Annotated in this window: 14 protein-coding genes and 1 tRNA gene; 10 read left to right on the top strand and 5 right to left on the bottom strand. The window is 42.8% G+C overall.

Annotated features, from left to right (window positions below):
- Nucleotides 1–1,451, top strand: a 1,451-nt coding sequence (locus PCY09_RS10380) for a G5 domain-containing protein (RefSeq protein WP_301556718.1), incomplete at its 5' end; no start/stop codon positions are given.
- 223 nt (nucleotides 1,452–1,674) lie between these two features.
- Here PCY09_RS10380 and PCY09_RS10375 read toward each other — a convergent pair.
- Nucleotides 1,675–1,745, bottom strand: a tRNA-Cys gene (locus tag PCY09_RS10375).
- A gap of 284 nt (nucleotides 1,746–2,029) precedes the next feature.
- On the opposite strand from PCY09_RS10375, the gene rpsB reads away from it, so the two are divergent.
- Nucleotides 2,030–2,812: a 30S ribosomal protein S2 gene (rpsB, locus tag PCY09_RS10370; protein ID WP_008809924.1), complete on the top strand. Its 783-nt coding sequence runs from the start codon at nucleotides 2,030–2,032 to the stop codon at nucleotides 2,810–2,812.
- 78 nt (nucleotides 2,813–2,890) lie between these two features.
- Nucleotides 2,891–3,934 (top strand): translation elongation factor Ts, encoded by a 1,044-nt coding sequence (gene tsf, locus PCY09_RS10365; protein ID WP_125397297.1) that lies wholly within the window; start codon nucleotides 2,891–2,893, stop codon nucleotides 3,932–3,934.
- A 107-nt stretch (nucleotides 3,935–4,041) separates the two neighbouring features.
- Here the strand turns inward: tsf and PCY09_RS10360 are convergent, their stop codons facing one another.
- Nucleotides 4,042–4,392 (bottom strand): hypothetical protein, encoded by a 351-nt coding sequence (locus PCY09_RS10360; protein ID WP_061585692.1) that lies wholly within the window; start codon nucleotides 4,390–4,392, stop codon nucleotides 4,042–4,044.
- Between the two features lie 318 nt (nucleotides 4,393–4,710).
- Between PCY09_RS10360 and PCY09_RS10355 the strand changes: the two genes are divergently transcribed.
- The 6 genes from PCY09_RS10355 to PCY09_RS10330 all read left to right on the top strand — a co-directional run bounded on the left by PCY09_RS10355 (nucleotide 4,711) and on the right by PCY09_RS10330 (nucleotide 11,462).
- Complete coding sequence (locus PCY09_RS10355) at nucleotides 4,711–5,169, top strand: CtsR family transcriptional regulator (RefSeq protein ID WP_045773016.1); 459 nt, start codon at nucleotides 4,711–4,713, stop codon at nucleotides 5,167–5,169.
- Between the two features lie 6 nt (nucleotides 5,170–5,175).
- Nucleotides 5,176–7,605: an ATP-dependent Clp protease ATP-binding subunit gene (locus tag PCY09_RS10350; RefSeq protein ID WP_125397296.1), complete on the top strand. Its 2,430-nt coding sequence runs from the start codon at nucleotides 5,176–5,178 to the stop codon at nucleotides 7,603–7,605.
- A gap of 219 nt (nucleotides 7,606–7,824) precedes the next feature.
- On the top strand, nucleotides 7,825–8,883 hold the full coding sequence (locus PCY09_RS10345) for an AAA family ATPase (RefSeq protein WP_125397295.1): 1,059 nt from the start codon (nucleotides 7,825–7,827) through the stop codon (nucleotides 8,881–8,883).
- A gap of 21 nt (nucleotides 8,884–8,904) precedes the next feature.
- Entirely contained in the window at nucleotides 8,905–9,720 is an 816-nt protein-coding gene (gene pnuC, locus PCY09_RS10340; protein WP_125397294.1) for a nicotinamide riboside transporter PnuC, read from the top strand.
- A gap of 43 nt (nucleotides 9,721–9,763) precedes the next feature.
- Complete coding sequence (locus PCY09_RS10335; protein ID WP_125397293.1) at nucleotides 9,764–10,552, top strand: NUDIX hydrolase; 789 nt, start codon at nucleotides 9,764–9,766, stop codon at nucleotides 10,550–10,552.
- 235 nt (nucleotides 10,553–10,787) lie between these two features.
- Nucleotides 10,788–11,462, top strand: a complete 675-nt coding sequence (locus PCY09_RS10330; protein WP_061582815.1) for a DUF6287 domain-containing protein — start codon at nucleotides 10,788–10,790, stop codon at nucleotides 11,460–11,462.
- Nucleotides 11,463–11,500: 38 nt separating this feature from the next.
- Here the strand turns inward: PCY09_RS10330 and dusB are convergent, their stop codons facing one another.
- Complete coding sequence (dusB, locus tag PCY09_RS10325; protein WP_041789808.1) at nucleotides 11,501–12,478, bottom strand: tRNA dihydrouridine synthase DusB; 978 nt, start codon at nucleotides 12,476–12,478, stop codon at nucleotides 11,501–11,503.
- Nucleotides 12,465–13,337 (bottom strand): Hsp33 family molecular chaperone HslO, encoded by an 873-nt coding sequence (gene hslO / locus PCY09_RS10320; RefSeq protein WP_125397291.1) that lies wholly within the window; start codon nucleotides 13,335–13,337, stop codon nucleotides 12,465–12,467. The genes dusB and hslO overlap by 14 nt, the downstream gene beginning before the upstream one ends.
- Nucleotides 13,338–13,448: 111 nt before the next feature.
- Between hslO and PCY09_RS10315 the strand changes: the two genes are divergently transcribed.
- A complete protein-coding gene (locus PCY09_RS10315; RefSeq protein WP_125397290.1) occupies nucleotides 13,449–14,267 on the top strand; it encodes an ADP-ribosylglycohydrolase family protein in 819 nt (272 codons plus the stop codon).
- 98 nt (nucleotides 14,268–14,365) lie between these two features.
- Here the strand turns inward: PCY09_RS10315 and gshAB are convergent, their stop codons facing one another.
- Nucleotides 14,366–16,618, bottom strand: a complete 2,253-nt coding sequence (gene gshAB / locus PCY09_RS10310; RefSeq protein WP_125397289.1) for a bifunctional glutamate--cysteine ligase GshA/glutathione synthetase GshB — start codon at nucleotides 16,616–16,618, stop codon at nucleotides 14,366–14,368.
- Nucleotides 16,619–16,750: the final 132 nt, after the last annotated feature.

Here is a 16,750-nt window from a genome sequence, read left to right as displayed (position 1 = left end):
GCACAAGAAATGTAAAAGTTCAAGGTGTAGATGGAGAGAAGGAAGTGACTTACACAGTTACTAAAGCCGATGGCGTACAAGTTAGCAAGGTTAAGAAGTCAGAGAAAGTGACAAAACCAGCTGTAGACGAGGTCATCGAAGAAGGTACAGGCCCAGTTGTTATTACTAAGGAAGAAACTAAGACTGAAGAAGTAGATTTCCAAGTCAAAGAAGTACCAAATCCAGCCCTTCCAGAAGGTGTCCGCAATGTAACAACTCCAGGTAAAAAAGGTGTTCGTACAATCGTTGAGACAGTAACCTACACTGACGGCAAAGAAACAGGTCGTGTAGTGAAATCAAACGAAATCACAACTCCAGCAGTTGATGAAGTCGTTGAAGTAGGTACTAAGAAAGGCGTAGTTACTACAACTGAAGAAGTAGTAGAAAAAGAAGTTATCAAACATGGTAGCTCTACAGTTCAAAATCCAGCTCTACCAAAAGGCACAAGAAACGTAAAAGTTCAAGGTGTAGATGGAGAGAAGGAAGTAACTTACACTGTTACTAAAGCTGATGGCGTACAAGTTAGCAAGGTTAAGAAGTCAGAAACCGTGACAAAACCAGCCGTTGACGAAGTCATCGAAGAAGGTACTGGTCCAGTCATTACCACTAAGGAAGAAACTAAGACTGAAGAAGTAGACTTCCAAGTCAAAGAAGTTCAAAATCCAGCCCTTCCAGAAGGTGTTCGCAATGTGACAACCTCAGGTAAGAAGGGTGTTCGTACCATTGTTTACACGGTAACCTACGCAGACGGTGTTGAAACAGGTCGTGTAGAGAAATCCAACACTATCACAACTCCAGCAGTTGATGAAGTTGTTGAAGTAGGTGCTAAGAAAGCTACTGCTCCAGTTGTTACAACTGAAAACGTGACTGAAACTCAAGTTATTTACCATGGCACTATCACTTTAAGCAATCCAGATCTTCCAAAAGGAACAAAACGGATCAAGATTGCTGGTGTTGATGGTGAAAAGACTGTTGTCTACACAATTACTAAGACAAATGGTGTTGAAACAAGCCGCGTTGTCAGAGACGAACAGATTACGAAAACACCGATCACTCAAGTAGTTGAAATTGGTACTAAGGAATCTGGTAGCAGCCAATCAAATGCTAGTCAAGATCAAAAAGATCCATCAGACAAAGCTCAAGATTCTAAAGGACAAGGTCAAAAGGATTCAACTGGTAAAGTTCAAGATCCTAAAGATCAAGCGAAACCAGGATCAGATACTGCTACAAGTAGTCAATCAGGTCAAACAGACCGTCCACAACAACCTCAATACTCTAGAGTAAATAGAAACGCAGAAGAGAAGAAGAACCTTCCAAACACTGGTGAACATGCAAATGGTCTTGCGGCTCTATTAGGACTTGTTCTTGCAAGTGTAACAGCCTTCTTTAACTTCCGTCGTAAAAAACACTAAGAATTAGGTTGAAAAAATAGAAGGCATTTGTCTTTAATTCTACTTCTTTTCTCAAAACAGAGAATTAGTAAAAATGCTATAAAAAGAGGCTGAGAGAATATCTCAGCCTCTTTTTGAATCCTAATTTAAGAGATAGGCTTAAAATCTAGCGTCAAATGAAAAGAAAAAAGCCCGACTTTACGAGCTTTATGTTCAGATGTTTCCTGATAAATCAGGTAATATAAGGCGGTAGACGGATTTGAACCGACGATCAAGCTTTTGCAGAGCCGTGCCTTACCACTTGGCTATACCGCCTCAACCTTTACTATTTTACCTTAAAAAAGGATTTTCGTCAATACACTTGAGTCTAAGAAAATGAAATAATACTGAAAACCAGAAAAATAAATGCTGATAAAATCAAGGTTTTCGAGGAAAAATAAAGCAAAAGAGCTTGTCAAATCCTTGAAATTCTGTTATCATAATAGATGCCGTGCAAATGGCAAAATACTCATTTTAGATGAATTGTGGGACTGTTGCCCTCGGGTTGTCCTGCGAGCTGAAATCTAAAAGAGGAAAAAAACAAAAAGGAGAATTTACTCATGGCAGTAATTTCAATGAAACAACTTCTTGAGGCTGGTGTTCACTTTGGTCACCAAACTCGTCGCTGGAACCCTAAGATGGCTAAGTACATCTTCACAGAGCGTAACGGTATCCACGTTATTGACTTGCAACAAACTGTAAAATATGCAGACCAAGCATACGATTTCATCCGTGATGCAGCTGCAAACGATGCAATCATCTTGTTTGTTGGTACTAAAAAGCAAGCTGCTGAAGCTGTAAAAGATGAAGCAGAACGCGCTGGTCAATACTACATCAACCACCGTTGGTTGGGTGGAACTCTTACAAACTGGTCTACTATCCAAAAACGTGTAGCTCGTTTGAAAGAAATCAAACGTATGGAAGAAGACGGAACTTTCGAAGTTCTTCCTAAGAAAGAAGTAGCTCTTCTTAACAAACAACGTGCACGTCTTGAAAAATTCTTGGGTGGTATCGAAGAAATGCCACGCATCCCAGATGTAATGTACGTGGTTGACCCACATAAAGAGCAAATCGCTGTTAAAGAAGCTAAGAAGCTTGGTATCCCAGTGGTTGCTATGGTTGACACAAACACAGATCCAGACGACATCGATGTAATCATTCCTTCTAACGATGACGCTATCCGCGCTGTTAAATTGATCACTGCGAAAATGGCTGACGCTATTATCGAAGGTCGTCAAGGTGAAGACAGTGTTGAGTCAGTAGAAGCTGAATTGGCTGCAACTGAAACTCAAGCAGACTCAATCGAAGAAATCGTTGAAGTTGTAGAAGGCGACAACGCTTAATTCAAATAATTAGTAATTACCTAGGAGGGCGGGGCTTAGCCCGGCCCTCCTATTTTTAAAAAATATAGGAGAAACAAAATGGCAGAAATTACAGCTAAACTTGTTAAAGAGTTGCGTGAAAAATCTGGTGCTGGTGTCATGGACGCTAAGAAAGCCCTAGTTGAAACTGATGGTGACATCGAAAAAGCGATTGAATTGCTTCGCGAAAAAGGTATGGCAAAAGCAGCTAAGAAGGCTGACCGTGTTGCTGCTGAAGGTTTGACAGGTGTTTATGTAAACGGTAATGTTGCAGCAGTAGTTGAAGTAAACGCTGAAACTGATTTCGTTGCAAAAAATGCTCAATTTGTTGACTTGGTAAATGCTACTGCGAAAGTAATCGCTGAAGGCAAACCAGCTAACAACGAAGAAGCTCTTGCTTTGACAATGCCTTCAGGTGAAACTCTTGAAGCTGCATACGTATCTGCAACTGCAACTATCGGAGAAAAAATCTCATTCCGTCGCTTTGCTTTGATCGAAAAAACAGATGCACAACACTTTGGAGCATACCAACATAACGGTGGCCGTATCGGTGTTATCTCAGTTGTTGAAGGCGGAGACGAAGCACTTGCTAAACAATTGTCAATGCATATCGCTGCGATGAAACCAACAGTTCTTTCTTACAAAGAATTGGACGAGCAATTCGTTAAAGATGAATTAGCACAATTGAACCATGCTATTGATCAAGATAACGAAAGCCGCGCAATGGTTGGTAAACCAGCTCTTCCACATTTGAAATACGGTTCTAAAGCTCAATTGACTGATGCAGTTGTTGCTCAAGCTGAAGAAGACATTAAGGCTGAGTTGGCTGCTGAAGGTAAACCAGAAAAGATCTGGGACAAGATCATCCCAGGTAAAATGGACCGCTTCATGCTTGACAACACTAAAGTTGACCAAGCATACACACTTCTTGCACAAGTTTACATCATGGATGACAGCAAGACAGTTGAAGCTTACCTTGAATCAGTCAATGCTTCAGTAGTTGAGTTCGCTCGCTTTGAAGTTGGTGAAGGTATCGAGAAAGCTGCTAACGACTTTGAATCAGAAGTTGCAGCAACTATGGCAGCAGCTCTTGGACAAAACTAAGAATCTACTATCATAAAAAGAACGGGACAAGATTGAATTTTGTCCCGTTTTTATCTGTATAAGCCTGAGCTCTTGGTTCAGTCAAAAGCTTTTTACGATTGTTTATGCTATTTAGCCACTCTTCTCATCAAGTTGCTATGTGAAATCACAGCATCAATAAAAATTAGAAGAATACCAAAAATTAAGAGATGAGTAATTTGAGAATAGGTAAAAGTAATTCTAAGCTTCTGAGTGAATAGGATTCCTACTACAGTAGCGAGTGTAATAAGTACATTAAGAGTCCACTTTGTTTTCTGTTTCATCTTGGCCTGTTCAAACAAGAAGGGGATAAAGAAGCAGGCAACCAATATGGCAATCTGGACGTTGACATAATGGGCAGAAAATACTGTGTATAGGAACAAGGTTGAAAGCAACCAAGTGAGCACGTGGCGAGTATAAGTGAGCCAATCTAGCGTCATTGGACAATCCTCCTTTTTAGATAATTGTGAATAGGTAAGGGACCTATTCTTTCTGTACATTTCCACCTATATTATAACGCTTTAAAAGTTAATTGCAAGCGATTACAAGCGAGAAACTACTCTTTTATAAAGCTTTTTCACTAGTTTGAATTATCAGACCTTTTACCATCCCTTTTCCTTTCAAAATAAGGACTTTTTCGGTATAATATTAGTCAAAGATAGTCAATGTCAAAGATACTTTTGTGAAGCTAGAAATCAGTGTCTAATGTTTAATGAAAGAGCGATTAAAAATAATGAGATTGACTAGAAAGGAAGATCATGAGCGGTAAGAATACTTCAGATAATATCGAAGCCTATATTAAAGCAATTTTAGAGCAGGCAGGTATGGTTGAGTTGAAGCGGAGCGAGTTGGCTGATGTCTTCCAAGTCGTTCCCAGTCAAATTAATTATGTGATTAAGACGCGCTTTACTGAAAGCCGGGGCTACGTTGTCGAAAGTAAGCGAGGTGGCGGTGGCTACATTCGAATCGGAAAGGTTGAGTTTTCTGATAGCCATCAGATGATATGTGAGTTGTTCGATCGTATTGGAGAGCAAGTGAGTCAACAGTTCTTTACGGATATTGTTCAACTCTTGTTTGATGAAAGAATTATGTCAGAACGTGAAGGCAACCTTCTTTTAGCTATATCGACAGATTGCGTTTTAGGAATAGATGCTCCATTAATTCGCGCTCGTATGTTAAAGAAAATATTACAACAACTTGATAGAAAAGGAACTTAAATAGAAATGAAATATTCAAAAGCCTTGATTGTTAGTATAGAAGAAGCCCAGCAACTGGCTAGTCATTTTGAATCTGAGTATTTAGAGTCATGGCATCTCTTGATTGCTTTTTCTAATTATCCGTACAGCGTAGCAGGCTCAGTTTTAAACGATTATCCGCTAGAAATTGATCATTTTGAGGATGCTGCTTACCATGTAGTAGGAAAGTCTTATCAGAAGGAAGGGCAATTTAGTATCCTGCCTTTTTCTCATCGCTTGACGACTCTTTTTAAGGAGGCAAAAGCTATAGCCGAAGCTACTCACGCAAAGGAAGTCGGAACTGAACACATCCTATACGCTATTGTCAGCGATAGAGGTACCCTAGCAACTCGTATTTTGGAATTTGTCGGCTTTAGTTATGAAGACAAAGAAGGAGTCTTGCGCATTAATGATTTGCGGAGAAATCTGGAACAAAAGTCTGGCTGGACTAAGAATGATTTAAAAGCAATCCGCAGTCTTCATAAAGGTTTTAATCAAGCCAAGCAAAACATGGCAAACATGATGGGGATGCCTCCTACTCAGAGTGGTGGTCTAGAAGATTACACACGAGACTTGACGGAATTAGCTCGTTCAGGTCAGCTAGAGCCTGTTGTTGGTCGAGATCAGGAAATCTCTCGGATGATTCAGGTTCTCAGCCGCAAGACGAAGAATAATCCTGTCTTGGTTGGGGATGCTGGAGTTGGTAAAACTGCTCTTGCTCTCGGTTTGGCACAGCGTGTAGCTTCTGGTCAAGTTCCACACGAACTAGCCAAAATGCGGGTTCTAGAGCTTGATTTAATGAATGTAGTAGCAGGGACTCGTTTCCGTGGGGATTTTGAAGAGCGTATGAACAATATCATCGATGATATTGAGAAAGATGGTAAGGTCATCCTCTTTATCGATGAGCTTCATACGATTATGGGATCTGGTAGCGGTATTGACTCTACGATGGATGCTGCGAATATCCTTAAACCTGCTCTGGCTCGCGGAACACTGCGTACGATAGGAGCTACAACTCAAGAAGAATACCAAAAGCATATTGAAAAAGACGCTGCTCTATCTCGGCGCTTTGCTAAGATCAGTATTGAAGAACCAAGTGTGGCTGACAGCATTGCTATCCTTAAGGGCCTAAAAGAAAACTATGAAGCCCATCATAAGGTAACGATTACAGATCAAGCCATTGAAACAGCAGTAAAATATGCCCACCGTTATTTGACAAGTAAGCATTTGCCAGATTCAGCAATTGATCTGTTAGATGAAGCGAGTGCCACAGTACGTAACAATGGTCCCCAGAGTCATGCACAAGAGGATTTGAGTCCAGCAGATCGAGCAATTATAGCTGGTCAGTTCAATAAACTTAGTAGCTTGATCGAGAAAGAAAATCAACCTCTGTTAAGTAATTTAAGAGTAGAGGAAACAGATATTCTGACAACCCTCAGTCGCCTGTCAGGTATTCCAGTTCAAAAATTGACCCAGACAGATGCTAAGAAGTATTTGCACTTAGAAGAAGAATTGCATAAGCGGGTGATTGGTCAAGATGAAGCTATATCAGCTATTAGTCGTGCTATCCGTCGTAACCAGTCAGGTATTCGAGCGAATAAGCGACCGATTGGTTCCTTTATGTTCTTGGGGCCGACTGGAGTTGGTAAGACCGAGTTGGCTAAGGCTTTGGCAGAAACCCTCTTTGACGACGAATCAGCTCTCATTCGTTTTGATATGAGTGAATACATGGAGAAGTTTGCTGCTAGCCGTCTCAATGGAGCGCCTCCAGGCTACGTTGGCTATGAAGAAGGAGGCGAATTAACAGAGAAAGTTCGCAACCGACCATATTCCGTCCTCTTATTTGATGAAGTGGAAAAAGCTCATCCGGATATTTTCAATGTCCTTCTGCAGGTTCTAGATGATGGTGTATTGACTGATAGTAAGGGAAGAAAGATTGATTTTTCAAATACGATTATTATCATGACCAGTAACCTGGGCGCAACCAGTCTGCGTGATGATAAGACAGTTGGCTTTGGGGCTCGCGACATCCGTTTAGACCATGCAAATATGGAAAAACGAATGTTAGAAGAGCTTAAAAAGGCTTACCGTCCAGAATTTATTAACCGGATTGATGAAAAAGTCGTCTTCCATAGCTTGTCTGCTGACCATATGCAGGAAATTGTCAAAGTGATGATTAAGCCTCTGGTTGCCAGTCTCGCTGAAAAGAATATTGAACTAAAATTCCAAGCTAGTGCCTTGAAACTACTAGCTAAAGAAGGCTATGATGTAGAAATGGGGGCTAGACCTCTTCGTAGGACTCTGCAAACCAAAGTTGAAGACAAACTAGCAGAACTGCTATTAACTGGTGATTTACAAGCTGGTCAGACCTTGAAAGTGGGGGTTAAGGCAGGTCAGTTGAAGTTTGATATAGCCTAAATTCTAAAGAAGATCGCAGTAATCTTACTGAACAATTGTAAAAACACAAGGAAAGCTCTGATATAACAACTATCAGGGCTTTTTTATTTTTAAGTTTGATATTTGAGTTTAAAAATATTTTTATAAAATTTTATAAAAAACTATTGACAAAATAAAAATATGGTTTATAATAAAAACATAGAAAAATAAAAATATAAAAAACAATAAAAAGGTGAAACTATGAAGGAAAAAATTGCAATCGTCTTTGGAACCTTTGCTCCCTTGCATCAGGGGCATATCGATTTGATTCAGAAGGCGAAGCGTTCTTACGACAAGGTGCGCGTGGTGGTTTCTGGTTATAAAGGTGACCGTGGGGAGGAAGTAGGCCTGTCTCTGCAGAAGCGTTTCCGCTATACGCGGGAGACTTTCGCAGATGATGAATTAACTCAGGTTTACAAACTGGACGAAACGTCCTTTCCTCGCTATCCTCTGGGTTGGAACCAGTGGTTGCCGGCTTTATTAGAGTTGGTGGGCTATGATGCAGAAGGCGAGGAACTGATTTTCTTTGTCGGAGAATCAGACTATCAAGCGGAGCTGGCAAAGCGTGATTTCAAAACTTCTTTGCAGGAGCGACAGTTTGGGATTTCAGCTACGATGATTCGGGAAAATCCTAGTCGTTATTGGAAATATATGGCCCAACCATTCCGTCGGCATTTCACCAAGAAAGTGCTGATCATGGGTAGTGCCAGCAATGGTAAAACGACCTTGGCCAAGGATTTGGCTCGCTACTATGATGCTCCAGTTAGTCTAGAATATGCTCGCGAATACCAGATCCAAAATAACGTGCGAGATGATGAACTGACCCCTAAAGACTACTACTATCTGCTCTTAGGACAATATGCTCAGACTTCCCGCCTGATTGACAGCAACGCCAACCGTGGTCTGGTCGTGGCCGATACAAATTCTCTAGTAACCAAGGCCTACTATGATTATTATCTGAAAGAAAGTCAGGTTCAAGACGAGGAAACAGATACTTTTGACAATCTCTTTGTCAGCATTTTGTCTAAGGAAAAATGGGATTTGATTCTCTTTGCTGAACCGGTCGGCACCTATGTTAACGATGGCTTTCGCGATATGAGTATGGCAGATGAGGCTATACGCAGTGATTTTTCTAGCTATCTGAAAAAGCTGAAAGAACAGTACTTGCCTGATCATCCGACAATCTATCTGGCTGGCAGTTATTTTGACAATTATCAAGCAGCCAAAGAAGCAATCAACAGGATTTATCAAGCAGATTAAAAAAGAAAGTGGTAGAATAGAATGGAAATAAAAAATCAAAAACTCTCTCCTGAAGCTCTCTGCGCAGGACTGAAACAAAAAAATCAAACCTTTGCTCGGAATTTCCGCAATGTCTATATAGCGGCTAAAAAGCTGGGTATTAAGGGAATTGTAAAATTGCTCTGGCAGGATCTATTTGGTGGTCGTAGCTTGGGTCAATGGCTCTACTTACTTGCTCTTTCCAGTCTGCCTTTCATTCTGGAGTTTACAAGAGGCCAAGCGAAGCATGATTGGCTAGGACTCTTTGCTTCCTGGACCGGCATTGTCTGTGTTATTCTTGTAGCTGAGGGTCGGGCTAGCAACTACCTCTTTGGAGCGGTTAATTCGGCAATTTATCTTATATTGTCCTTCAAGGCTAGTTTTTATGGTGAAGTACTGACAACAATCTACTTCTTTATCATGCAGCCAATCGGCCTTTATACTTGGCTGTCCAACCGGGTTAATGAACAAGATAAGGAAGAACCTTCTCATTTTGAAGCTAAGAAGTTAGACTGGCGTGGCTGGCTTAAATACCTGGCCTTGACGGCCTTGATTTGGATTGGTATGGGCTTTGCCTATAAAAGCATTCAAAGTCACCGTCCTTTCCGTGATAGTGTGACAGATGCGATCAATGGTATCGGTCAGCTTCTTATGACTGGTCTCTACCGTGAGCAGTGGATTTTCTGGATTGCGACCAATCTCTTCAGTATCTATCTCTGGTGGGGTAGCAACCTTCACATACAGGCTATGTACTGGGTCTATACCCTCAATAGTATCGTCGGGTGGTATCAGTGGACCAAGGCAGTGAAGAAGGCTTAGAGCAAGATTTGGAGGATTTTTGATAGAAAAGGAAAAGATACTTATGACCAAACAGGCTATTCCATCTGGTATGACAGAAAAAGAATATTATGAAACAATGGCGGATGAATCCGCCTTTTTGGAATGGTACAAGACTCAGGATTTGCCAAAATATGAGACCCCGAGTGTAACAGCAGATATGGTGGCATACTGCTTCGTGGAAGGTCAGATAAAACTCTTGGTCATCAAGCGCAAGGCCCATCCTTATCAAAATAAATATGCCCTAGTCGGAGGCTTTGTAGACAAAAATGAGGATGCCTATCAAGCCTGCATTCGGGAAGTCAAAGAAGAGGTGGGGCTGGAGATACCGCTGGAAAAGGTGGAACAGTTGATGACGGTTTCTACACCTGGACGTGATCCACGTGGTTGGGTCATTACTATTTCCCACGTGGTTTATCTTCCGGCTATAGCAGTAGAACAAGTACAAGCTGGTGATGATGCTAAAGAAGTCACCTTTCTTGATGTGGACTTTAAGACAAGGAGCTTTAGGGATGGTGAACAGCTTTTGACAGCAGAGGACTTTGCCTTTGACCACTACCAAATCCTGCTAGAATCGATCAAGCGGATTCAAGGACGACTGGATTGGAATCCAACTTTTCTTCATTTGCTAGAATCGCCGTTTACTGTTTATGAAGGGACTGAGCTGGTTAATCTCATCTCGCCTAGACGACCTATTGTCAGCAATAATTTTCTAGTTAAATTTGGAGAATATCTAGAAGAAGCTGGTGTCAAGCGCGTGCCAAAGAAGAAGCCGAGAAAAGTTTATCGGCTGAAGACAGAAAAAACGGCTTAAAAGAAAGTCGAGGTTATATTTCTCTTGCAGGACAAAATTGTCCTGTTTTTCTTATTTTAATGACGAATAGATAAGTAGGAGCAAATTTCTCATGACCAAAGAAGTAGCATGAGAAGCTTGAACTTGCTTGGGTAGAAACTTTTTAAATAATTTTATATAAATGATTGACAAATAAAAAACATAGTATTACAATTACATTACAAAAAGATTTCTAAATGTTACAAGGAGGCAAAAGATGAAAACACGTACTTATACAAAAATGATGGCAGTTGTAGTTCTAGCTTCTGGTCTGCTTTTAGGGGCATGTGGTAAGAAAGAAGAAAGCACAACAAGTACTAGTTCTAGCAAGACTGTTCAGACTTCCTCTAGCTCAAAAGTTGCGTCATCCAGCAAGGCTAGTTCTTCTTCTAAGGCTAGCAATCGACCTTCTTCAGAAGGAGCAGTTGGCCAGTCTGGACAAGTCGAAGCTTCTGCCAGTCAGCAACAGTCTACTGTAGAAGCGCCTCAAGCCCAACAAACGCAACCGCAGCAAGCTTCAGGTCGACAAAATACTCAGAGTCAAGCAACTCAACCAGCTCAAGCATCGGAAAGCAATCGCCAGCTTCAGAATAAGCAGGCAGCCAGCAATGCTCGCTATAAAGGTGTCTTGACTATGGTGGATGGGGATTTCTCAGCGGCTGCTGGTACTTGGAAGGATGCTAATGGAAATACTGTGACGGTATCGGGTAACGGACAATTCACAGTCCAGTCTGCAGATGGAAAGACAGCTAATTATTCCATCGCTTCCTACTCTTATACGCTGGATGATGGCAAATACAATGCGCAGTTAAGCGGGCAAGGTAATGCCAATCTGCAGATTACAACAGGAGCAGATGGTTCAGTAACAAGTGTTGTGGTGACTCAACCCTAAACAGAACAAAAAGGAAGTCCGATTGGCTTCCTTTTGTTTTATTTTTGAATTTGCAAGAGCTCTTCAATTTCAGCAAGGGTGTTTGCTTGAGAAATCGCTCCTCGTAGTTTAGCAGCTCCGGATGTTCCACGCAGGTAGTGTGGAGCTAGGCCCCGGAATTCTCGAACGGCAATATGTTCCCCTTTGAGATCAATCAAACGTTTAAGGTGGTCGTGGGCGATTTTCATTTTATCTTCAAAGGTCAAGTCCGGAAGGATTTCACCTGTTTCAAAGTAGTGGTTGATCTGGTTAAAGAGGTAAGGGTTGCCCATAGCAGCTCGTCCTACCATAACAGCATCAGCTCCGACTTCTTCAATACGTTGTTTGGCTTCTTGAACGCTGCGGATATCTCCGTTAGCAATAAAGGGAATCTTGGTAAGGGCTTGCGCAACATCGTGCAAGGTCTCAAGGTCAGCATGACCAGTATACATTTGCTCACGGGTCCGCCCGTGCATAGCTAGGGCTGAGACTCCAGCAGCTTCAGCTGCCAGAGCATTTTCTACAGCCAGTGAACTGTCGGACCAGCCAGTACGCATCTTGACTGTCAGAGGAATATCTAGCACTGACTGTACTTTGTTGATGATTTTGTAGATTTTCTCGGGGTCCTTAAGCCACATGGCTCCAGCTTCATTTTTAACGATTTTATTGACCGGGCAGCCCATATTGATATCGACGATATCGGTTTTAGTGTTTTCTTGGATAAATTCTGCTGCGCGGGCTAAGCTGTCCTCGTCGCTGCCGAAAAGCTGGATAGAAACGGGATTTTCTCCCTCATCAATGTGGAGCATATGAAGGGTTTTTTCGTTGTTATATTGGATACCCTTGTCAGAGACCATTTCCATCACGACCAGGCCCGCTCCCAGCTCTTTGGCAATGGTCCGGAAAGCAGAGTTAGTTACGCCGGCCATAGGTGCCAGAACTGTGCGGTTGGGAATTTCGACATTTCCGATCATAAAAGGGGTATTAAGATTTGTCACGAATCAGTTCCTCCAGGTCATTTTGGTCAAAGTGATAGGCAGTCTGGCAGAATTGACAGACGATTTCAGCTCCTTGGTCCTGGTCACGTATCTCTTCCAAGTCAGTCTTTGGCAAGGTAGCCAAGGCATTCATGAAGCGCTCTTTGCTACAGTCGCACTGGAAGCGGATTTCTTCTTCAGACAGGCGTTTGTATGGCTCATCACCATAGATGGCAACCAGCAGAGCTTCGATATGGTCATCGGATTCCAGCAGTTTTGAGATGGCAGGCATTTCTTGGATCCGCTTCTCAAAGCGGGCAATTTCAGCTTCCTTAGCACCAGGCAGAACTTGTACCAAGAAACCACCGGCAACCTTGACTTTGTCGTTCTCATCTAAGAGAACATTGAGGCCAACTGCGGAAGGTGTCTGCTGGCTTTCGGTTAGGTAGAAAGCTAGGTCTTCGCCGATTTCTCCAGAGATAAGAGGAGTCATGGAGTTGTATGGATTGCCCGTGCCATAGTCCGTGATAACGAGGAATTCGCCTTGGCCGACAAAAGGACCAACCAGCACTTCGCCAGTGGCTGTCTTTTTGATATCTACACCAGGATTTTGCACATAGCCTTTGACATTACCCTCTGTATCTGCCACTGTGATAATCGCACCTAGTGAGCTGGTCCCGAGAACCTTGACGGTAATCTTGGTCTGGCCTTTTTCATTTGCAGCCAAAATCTGGCTGGCAATCAGTGTACGGCCAAGTGCAACAGTAGAACTTGCTTGAGTTTGATGTTTTTCTTGAGCGGTCCGAACCGTCTCTGTGCTATCCAGCACATACGCGCGGAAAGAACCATTTTCTGAGATAGTTTTGATAATTTTGTCCATACCTTTTATTTTAACACAAAAAAGAAAAACAAGTGCCTGACAGTGCTTGTTTTTTGGGGTTAGGAAGAATTTTACGATCAAAAATAGTATAATAAAACAAAGGAGGCTAGCATGAATCAATCTTTGAAAGCGGCTATCTATGGTCTGGCAGTAGCTGATGCATTAGGAGTTCCGTATGAATTCTTGACCCGTGGCAGTTTTGAAGCGGTTGAGATGGTGGGCTATGGTAGCTATCAGCAACCAGCTGGCACTTGGTCAGATGACACCAGCCTTGTTTTGGCGACCTGTGATTCTATCCGGGAAAAAGGTAAGATTGACCCTGCCGATATACAGCAGCGGTTTAAACATTGGCTCTTTGAGGGAGCTTACACACCAGATGGTTTGACCTTTGGTGTAGGAAATGCGACTCGCGAAGCCTTGACAAGAGGATACGGTCTATCTGATGAATATTCCAATGGGAATGGTTCGTTGATGCGGATTCTGCCCCTAGCCTTTACGGAAGCTAGTCCGTCTGATATTGAGGCTGTTTCCAGCATTACACATGCCCATGCGACTTCCGTAGAGGCCTGCCAGCTTTATGTGGCAATTGCTCGTAGGCTCTTAAAAGGCCAGCAACTTCCGGAAATACTATCAGGCTTAGAGACTAGTACGACCTACGCTCGTTTGCAAACTTTAGCAGAGCTGACCGCAGATGACATTCGCTCTACTGGCTATGTGGTGGATACCTTGGAAGCAGCACTTTGGTGTCTGCTGACTAGCACTTCTTATCCGGAAACTGTCCTGAAAGCTGTTAATTTGGGCGATGACACTGATACAGTAGCAGCAGTTGCTGGTGGCTTGGCTGGTATCATCTATGGTTTGGAAGGGATTCCTGACAACTGGTTAGCCCAGCTACGCAATAAGGAACTGCTGGAAAGCTGCTTGTTTTAAACTTGTAAATCAAACCAAATACTTATTGTGCTTGTCTTAAAGTTTTACTAAAGTTAGCAAATAAAAATCGCAAGGAATAGCCTGCGATTTTTGTTTTATCAGTCCATTTCTGGGAAAAGCTTGGCTAGTATTTTAGGAGTGATACTTTGTCCCGGCCCCTCAGCACAATAGGTATGCATATACATAGAGGGGTTGAAGTTGAGCTCGATGCAGGTGCAGTTGGGATTTTCCTTGGTAGAAATAGCAGAGCTGTCAGGGATGATCAGGTCAACGCCACAAGCCCAAGCTCCCATAGCCTTTGCCATGTCCGCAGCAAGTTCCTTATAAGATGGGTGCATGCTGTCTGTGACATCAATCGAGTCTCCTCCAGTAGAAATATTGGAATTGCGTCGCAAGTCAACCTTGACTCCAGCAGGCAGGATATCATCTGGTCCATAACCTTGCTGGTCCAGCATGAGCAGTTCAATGTCCCCCAGTTCAATAATCTCAAGCGGTGAGCGATGGTCACGACCGCGCAGGGGATTGTCGTTTTTGATGGCAACCAATTCTCTCACGGTATGCTGACCGTCTCCGACGACATTGGCTGCCACTCGCAAGAGGACTGCCTCACACTGACCGTCTAAGACAAAGAAGCGGTACTCCGTTCCTGCGATAAATTCCTCCACCAAGACGGCAGCGTCTTCTGAAAAGGCAATCTCTAAAGCCTTGCGATAAGATTCCAGGCTAGCTGGTTCTTGGAAGATGGAGATGCCCAGTCCGAAGTTGGTTGACTTGGGTTTGACAACGATCTGTCGGTCTTTAATCAAAGGATAGTAGAGTATCCCCTCTTCAAGTGTGGTAAATTCTGCTCCAGCAGGAACGGGAAAGTCAGCTGCAGCTAAAATCTTTTTTGTGACTGTTTTATTGGCCATGGCCAGAGGGATGACATAGTTATCCTTGGAGGTCATATTACCGTTCTTGACATACTCCACATGGGGACCATACCAAAGCTTGAGAAATTGATCGTTTTCATCTAAAATTTCAAAATTTAGACCTCTTTGTATGGCATCAAAGAGTAGCATTTGAGTAGATAATTCCATATTCTCGTAGCCTTTGAGGGCATAAGGAGCCGACCAAGCATAGTGGTGATACTCCTCTGCTTTTTCTAATCCAAAGGCCATTAAGGAATCCTGCTGGATATGAGGCAGGAGCTGACCAGATAGGGTTAGCTGAGGATTCAGAAGTGATTCTTTAAGCTGCTCAAGCAATCTTTGGTAGTAAGTTGGCAGTTCAAAATGCTGGATGAGTTCTTCCATGGCTTGGAGCAGTGTTGAGCTGTCTGCCTCATCTGGCAGGGCAGTCAGCGGATGGCTACAAGCAATCTTTTGGTTCAAGTCGTGGGCAGCTTTTAATGCCGCATCAACATTTTCTACATCATCTAGCCAGAGTAGGCTCAGTAAAAAGAGATGGACGGTATCTAAGGTTTCTTGGCTAATACCTAAATGGTCAAAAGGATTGAGATCGAAGCAGCGGAATTCTAGATAAGTGATACCTTGCTCCAGATAGGCACGATTGTGCTTCTGTCCACGGAAGCGAACGGCTGAGTAAAATTCTTTTTCAGCGCTGAGCTCGCCTGACTGAACGTAGTTTTCAATATCGGTTACATATTGCTCCAAAGAAGCGTAGGATACCTGAATGTTCTCGTCATTGACATAGCCGTAGTCGCTGTTACGAAAAGAGCGGATAGGCTGGGAAATGTCCTGACTGTAGAAGCCAGCTTCTGCCAAAGGAGCAGCACCATAGAGATAGGTTAAGATCCAGCGGAAACGCAGAAAGTTTCGAGCCAGCTTGAGATAGAGGTCATTTTTAAAGTCCTTGAGCGAATGGTGGGAGCTGACTTGAAAGAGAGCAGTGACCAGATCTTTCCCTAGTTCGATGTTGTAGTGGATGCCAGAGATGGCCTGTAGTTTTTTACCATATTTTTCCGCTAAGCCCTCTCGGTAGTGGCGCTCGTAGTCGTTTTCCAGTCGAGCGATGACAATCTCTTCTTCGGTCAGTTGCGGTGGCATGGACAGGGGCCAGAGGCGTTCACTCTGGTCAATCGAGCGACCAGCCACATCGCTGATGGCTCCCAGTAAGCGTCGTGCCTCCTTAGTCGAGTGAGCGATAGGCGTAATTAGTTCCAGTTGTTGCTCGCTGAAGTCTGTTTGGATGGTAGGGTGGAAATTGCGGGAACCAAGCTGACTCGGATGGGCAGTTTGAGCTAAGCGTCCGTCAGCTGTCACCCGCAGATTTTCTCTCTCCAGACCAAAAGTCGCTTGGAGAATTGGACTTGCTGTATCCAGTTTCTGCAGTAATTGATTAATCGTCATCGTTTCACCGTCCTATGATAGTAATTTTAGTCTATTACAAACGGAAAAAGAAAACAAATTTTCACTACGCTTTTACAAAAATTCCGAACTATTATTTAATATAAACTGATAAATTTCAGAAAAAACAGATTT

It is taken from the genome of Streptococcus sp. SG2 (genome assembly GCF_030439925.1).
Taxonomy (GTDB): domain Bacteria; phylum Bacillota; class Bacilli; order Lactobacillales; family Streptococcaceae; genus Streptococcus; species Streptococcus gordonii.
This window is presented reverse-complemented; position numbering and strand designations above follow the sequence as displayed.

What these genes read in the sequence shown, in the direction of transcription:
- rpsB (WP_008809924.1), top strand. Translation starts at nt 2,030, where the DNA reads ATGGCAGTAATTTCAATGAAACAACTTCTTGAGGCTGGTGTTCACTTT.
- tsf (WP_125397297.1), top strand. Translation starts at nt 2,891, where the DNA reads ATGGCAGAAATTACAGCTAAACTTGTTAAAGAGTTGCGTGAAAAATCT.
- PCY09_RS10360 (WP_061585692.1), bottom strand. Translation starts at nt 4,392, where the DNA reads ATGACGCTAGATTGGCTCACTTATACTCGCCACGTGCTCACTTGGTTG.
- PCY09_RS10355 (WP_045773016.1), top strand. Translation starts at nt 4,711, where the DNA reads ATGAGCGGTAAGAATACTTCAGATAATATCGAAGCCTATATTAAAGCA.
- PCY09_RS10350 (WP_125397296.1), top strand. Translation starts at nt 5,176, where the DNA reads ATGAAATATTCAAAAGCCTTGATTGTTAGTATAGAAGAAGCCCAGCAA.
- PCY09_RS10345 (WP_125397295.1), top strand. Translation starts at nt 7,825, where the DNA reads ATGAAGGAAAAAATTGCAATCGTCTTTGGAACCTTTGCTCCCTTGCAT.
- pnuC (WP_125397294.1), top strand. Translation starts at nt 8,905, where the DNA reads ATGGAAATAAAAAATCAAAAACTCTCTCCTGAAGCTCTCTGCGCAGGA.
- PCY09_RS10335 (WP_125397293.1), top strand. Translation starts at nt 9,764, where the DNA reads ATGACCAAACAGGCTATTCCATCTGGTATGACAGAAAAAGAATATTAT.
- PCY09_RS10330 (WP_061582815.1), top strand. Translation starts at nt 10,788, where the DNA reads ATGAAAACACGTACTTATACAAAAATGATGGCAGTTGTAGTTCTAGCT.
- hslO (WP_125397291.1), bottom strand. Translation starts at nt 13,337, where the DNA reads ATGGACAAAATTATCAAAACTATCTCAGAAAATGGTTCTTTCCGCGCG.
- PCY09_RS10315 (WP_125397290.1), top strand. Translation starts at nt 13,449, where the DNA reads ATGAATCAATCTTTGAAAGCGGCTATCTATGGTCTGGCAGTAGCTGAT.
- gshAB (WP_125397289.1), bottom strand. Translation starts at nt 16,618, where the DNA reads ATGACGATTAATCAATTACTGCAGAAACTGGATACAGCAAGTCCAATT.